This is a genomic window from Leisingera sp. McT4-56, assembly GCF_020514995.1.
Taxonomy (GTDB): domain Bacteria; phylum Pseudomonadota; class Alphaproteobacteria; order Rhodobacterales; family Rhodobacteraceae; genus Leisingera; species Leisingera aquaemixtae_A.
In genome coordinates, this window is the sequence record NZ_JAJALF010000049.1 from 1 (window position 1) to 4,404 (window position 4,404).

The following is a 4,404-nucleotide window of genomic DNA, read 5'->3' on the forward strand; positions in this document are numbered from 1 at the left end:
CCCCGGGTCCGGCCGGGCAATGTGCTCCAGCCGGAGCGGCTCACCTGCTTTGCGGAACACCATGGCACGCATCTTGCGACTCCCGTGGTTCAGCATACCCCAAACCCGCGGCCCCAGGGTTGATCCTGATCACCCGGGAAAGGGGGAGAGTTCACAGCTGTGAACTTCTACGCCGCGGCCTTGCGGGCGAGGGCCATGACCATCGGGGCGCTGGAGAAGTTCTCGGTCCTGGCCTTAGCGCTGAGATGCCGGAGGTATCCGCCGGGGGAGCGGATATCGGAGAACCGCTCGAGCATCGCGGCGACCACGGTTGCGGCCTCTGCCGCGCCCATGGCGGTTTTGGCTTCTTCCCAGACGGCCGCGGAAATCCCCATCATCGGGCGCACGGTGTCAGCGGCGCGCAGAAGATCGGTCCAGTGGCGGATGGCGCCATCGGCATAGCCGTGAATCTCGCCGCAGGCGGAGAGGATCAGGCGGAGCGGCAGGCTTGGGCCGCTGGGGGCAGGGGCCTCAGGCGGCTGGGGCGGTGTTTCTCGGTGCGCTGGCCTTTCGGCTGAAGGTTTCTCAGCATACCCTGTTTCGTCTTTCGATTCCGTTTCCGGTGCGTGCGCTGCCTTAACGGCCTGTTCAGATTCAAAAGAGTCTTTCTTTGAATTCTGATAGTGGTGCTCATTTTGAGCGCCGCTGGTGCCCGGATCTTCTGAAATTGCAGGCTCTAAATGCTGTTTAGTGTCGTCCAGTGCAGCGGCGAGACGGGCCTGGATCTCTGCAAGTTCCGCCAGGCCCAGCTTGCGGCGCAGGGCGCGGGCGGTCAGATGGGCGAGGTCGTGGAACTGGTCCCAGACGGAGAGTTCAGGACGCTCTGCCGCGCCGAGGAGCGCCAGGTTCAGGAGGTCGCGGCGCATCAGGCTGACGGTCTCGCGCAGCTGCTTGATGCGGGCCTCCAGGGCGCGCTCGGCTTCAGCCGCGTCCGCGAATTCGGCGAAGCGGCGGGCGAGGGGGGAGAGGTCGAACCCGTAGGCCACCCGTTCGCCCTGATAACGGCGCACGTAGCGTTTGCCGTTGGGGCTGTCGCGGCGGATCAGGATGCCCGCGGCAACCAGCTTGGCCATGTGGCGGCGCATGGTGGAGTTTGGCATGCCGTTCAGCCGTTCGCAGATCGCCCGGTTGGAGGGATGCACCACGGTCGCGCCGGGCTCCGGGTTGATCTCCTTGCCGGGCAGGAAGCTGAGCAGCGCCTGCAGCACCGAGAGGTCGCGGTCGCTGAGGCCGTGGGTCTTGCGCGCGGCGGCAAGCTCGCGCAGGGCGTCCCATTTGCTGACGGCGCTGTGCATAGGGGAGTGGCCGGCGGCGGCCTGCTGATGTTTCAGCAGGACAGCATCCACCGTTCGCCCAAAAGGCGTGAGGGGCATATATCCCATGTCATCATCACGAAAGACAAAAAAAGAGCGGCCCGCGAATCGCTTTCGACTTGCGGTTTCAGGCTCCGGCCACTAACTTGAGGGTGCTAGAAACAAGTTGGTCTCGTGGAGCTTCGGTTTTGCGGGGCCTTCTTTTTTGCCTGCTCTGTGCCTCCTAAGTTATTGTTATATATTAACCTTCGCCGCGCGACTGCCAGCGCGCGTGAAGCTCTTCGATCAGTGCTTGGGCCTCGGACTCCAGCCAGTCGGCAAAGCCGCCGCCGGGGAGTTCAAGACTCACCCCCTTGGCGGTGCGCCGCAGGGTGCCGCTGCGGCGGCCGCCGACGGTCAGCGGCTGCGCCAGCGTCCGGGCCTTTCGCTCCCGCGTGCCCTTCTGCGGGGCAGGGGAGGGGACCGCGGCCTTGAAAACCGCCTCAAACGCCAGCACCGAGGGGTCGGCGGGCGCGGCGTCTGAGCCTTCGGTCACCGAATCGACGGCGAAATTGGTGTATTCCTTCTCGGCAATGCGGATGAGCGCGTCACGGTCGGCGCCGGTTTCCGAGATTGCCTTGGCCAGCGCATCCCAGCGCGGGCGGCCGATGCCCTGGGCCGGGCCGATGGCGCGAATCAGGTCGCCTCCGATGGCCTCGGCAATGGCGATGGCCATGGAGACGGAGGATTTGGTGACGGTCAGCACTTCGGCGACCTGCGACTGGTTGCCGAAGCCGTTTTCCACCAGCTCCTGCGCGAACAGCGCTTTTTCGATGAAGGACAGGTCGCGCCGGGCCATGTTTTCCGAAATCTGGGCGCGCACGGCGGCGTCCTCATCCAGATTGGCGACCAGCGCCCGGACCTTGGTTACCTTGTCCGAGGAGCGGATCGCCTCCAGCCGGCGGCGGCCGTAGACCAGCAGGTAGCGGTCGGCCTCAGAGGGATGGCGGCGCACCAGGATCGGCACGGTCTGGCCGTTTGCCTCGATCGCGTCGCGCAGGTCGAGGACGTCTTCCGGGTCGAGCCGGTCGTGAATCCTGGTGTCCTCGATCTGGTGCGGCTCCAGATCCCAGACCCGGTGCGAATCCACCGCGTCGCGGGCGGAGCGCAGGGCGCGGTTGCTGGACATCATCGACGCCGCCGGGGCAGGGGAGGCCACCGGCGCGCCGGCCGCGGCCAGGCTGTCGAGCATCGAGAGGCGGGATTTCTTGCTGCTGGTCATGTGCGCCCCCAGGTTTCCTGAATGAGCTGGCTGATTTCGTCGTTGACCGCGTTCAGGCTTTCGACCGCACGGTCATAGGTGGAGCGGGTGAAGGCGCTGCGTTCGACCTCGTACAGGGTCTGCTTGGTGAGGCCGGCATCGGAAATCGCGGTGGATTTCAGCATCGGCGCGTTCAGCACCTTGTCGCCGTACATGGTGCGCAGGAAGGCGACGATGCGGTTCTGCGGCGCGTCCGACGGCTCGTAGCGGGTGAGCAGGTAGCGCATCCAGTCGTGGCTCATGTCGGCGCCGGACTGGGCGATCACGTCCATCAGGTCGGCGGTCATGCGCAGGAATTGCGACATCGACATCACGTCGAGCATTTCCGGGTGGATCGTCACCAGCACGCCGGTGGCGGCGGACAGCGCCGACATGGTCAGAAAGCCGAGCTGCGGCGGGCAGTCGATCACCACCACGTCATAGTCGGAATCGACCTGTGTCAGAGCCTCTTTGACCCGGAAGAAGAACAATCCGGCGCTGCCCTGGGCCAGCGCCCGGGGGGTGTCGTGCTCGAACTCCATCAGTTCGAGGTTGCCGGGGATGAGGTCGAGGTTGGGGATGTAGGTCTTGCGGATCACCGAGGTGATCGGCGCCGGGTCGTCATAGCGGATGGCATCGTAAAGCGTGCCGCCGTCCTTGAGGTCGAACTCCGGCTGGACGCCGTGCAGCGCCGTCAGCGAGGCCTGCGGATCAAGGTCGATCGCCAGCACCCGGTAGCCCTTGAGCGCCAGGCGCTGCGCGAGGTGGGCGGAGGTGGTGGTCTTGCCGGAGCCGCCCTTGAAATTCATCACGCCGATGATCTGCATGTGATCATCTTCGCGGCGGCCGGGCAGGTAGTCGCCGGGCTTGCGGGCGGTTTTCTCCAGCAGTTCGCGCAGTTCCTGGATGTCCTCGGCGGAGTACTGGCGGCGGTTGCCGGCAGTGAGCTCGGGCGAGGGGCCCTTGCCGTCCAGATGCAGCTTGCGCAGGTAGGAATCATTCACGCCGAGCAGGGCCGCGGCCTCGCCGGAGGTGAATTTGCGCATGGTCTTGGAGGCATTCGGCGGGAACAGGCTTTCGCGCTGCGCGTGCAGCTGCGCCGCAATCCATTCGGAATGCTGCCGGATCACCGCATTGAGATCCTCAGGTGTGTATGTATGATCCATCTGCCCTTGTGCCTGCCATCTGCGCCGCTCTGCCTTTATGCTCCGCGGTTTGGTCCGGGGGCGGTGCTGTGCGGATGCATCCGACCGTGTGTCCTGCCCGGCCCGTGTTCACGGAATTTGGCGTTTGCCGCCTCTTTTCCGTGACTATTGGCCAAAGAGCGGGATTCGTGCAAGTGTTTTCTATAGTTGGCAGGTACGGTTGGCCGTCACGGCGGTGCGGCGGGCGCATCCGGGCAGCGGAGGGCAGAGCATGGGAGAGCCTGTTGAGGAGCGCGGCGGCGGGCCGCTTTGCGGGCTGACGCGGCAGCAGGCGGAGGCGGCGCGGCGGACCTTTGGCTGGAACGAGCTGCCGCGGGGCCGGCGCACCGGGCCGCTGAAAGTGTTCCTGCGCCAGTTCAGCAATTTTCTGGTGCTGATCCTGATTGCCGCCGGGATCATCGCCTTCACGCTGGGCGAGTATGCGGACACGCTGGCGATCGGGCTGGAGACGCTGCTGATCGGCTCCTGCGCCGCTGCGGTGGCCTATCTGGCGGGCAGCCTGTTCCGGGCTTGAGCCGGATCAAGAGGGGGCGGGCCGGTTTGGCCCTAAAATGCAGGCCGGAGGGGA

4 protein-coding genes are annotated in these 4,404 nt (G+C 65.6%); 1 reads left to right on the plus strand and 3 read right to left on the minus strand.

Annotation, left to right across the window (positions count from 1 at the left end):
- Positions 1-167: 167 nt before the first annotated feature.
- From repC to repA, 3 genes are all read right to left on the minus strand, one after another.
- On the minus strand, positions 168-1,421 hold the full coding sequence (gene repC, locus LHL23_RS23215) for a plasmid replication protein RepC (protein ID WP_226431727.1): 1,254 nt from the start codon (positions 1,419-1,421) through the stop codon (positions 168-170).
- Between the two features lie 172 nt (positions 1,422-1,593).
- A complete protein-coding gene (gene repB / locus LHL23_RS23220; RefSeq protein ID WP_226431728.1) occupies positions 1,594-2,613 on the minus strand; it encodes a plasmid partitioning protein RepB in 1,020 nt (339 codons plus the stop codon).
- Positions 2,610-3,797 carry a plasmid partitioning protein RepA gene (repA, locus tag LHL23_RS23225; RefSeq protein ID WP_226431729.1) on the minus strand — a complete coding sequence of 396 codons (1,188 nt, stop codon included), beginning with the start codon at positions 3,795-3,797 and terminating at the stop codon, positions 2,610-2,612. The genes repB and repA overlap by 4 nt, the downstream gene beginning before the upstream one ends.
- A 250-nt stretch (positions 3,798-4,047) precedes the next feature.
- Here repA and LHL23_RS23230 point away from each other — a divergent pair, with 250 nt between their 5' ends.
- The gene (locus tag LHL23_RS23230; RefSeq protein ID WP_226431730.1) at positions 4,048-4,350 is read left to right on the plus strand and encodes a cation-transporting P-type ATPase; all 303 of its coding nucleotides are present in this window, start codon (positions 4,048-4,050) and stop codon (positions 4,348-4,350) included.
- The last annotated feature ends 54 nt before the right edge of the window (positions 4,351-4,404 follow it).